Source organism: Gemmiger formicilis (genome assembly GCF_016901605.1).
Taxonomy (GTDB): domain Bacteria; phylum Bacillota; class Clostridia; order Oscillospirales; family Ruminococcaceae; genus Gemmiger; species Gemmiger formicilis_B.
On sequence record NZ_JACJKP010000632.1, the window covers coordinates 1 to 267 of the forward strand.

At 53.6% G+C, this 267-nt stretch carries 1 rRNA gene; it reads right to left on the minus strand.

Going from position 1 to position 267, the window contains the following annotated elements:
• Positions 1 to 169: 169 nt before the first annotated feature.
• Positions 170 to 267: ribosomal RNA gene (locus H6B10_RS16235) — 16S ribosomal RNA — on the minus strand; the annotation flags it as partial.

Genomic DNA, 267 nt, shown 5'->3' on the forward strand with positions numbered 1-267 from the left:
CTGTAGGTTCGGCTCCGCTTGCGCTTCGCCGCCTGCTGCATCGCGCCTTGCGCGATTCCGGATCATAGATCCGGAGGCATCAGGATCCCTCAAAATTGAACAATACTGAAACTTGTTTCCCTGTCCATAATGACTCAGACCAGCTGACTCATTATGTCTGACTCCCTAGAAAGGAGGTGATCCAGCCGCACCTTCCGATACGGCTACCTTGTTACGACTTCACCCCAATCACCAGTTTTACCTTCGGCGGCGTCCTCCTTGCGGTTA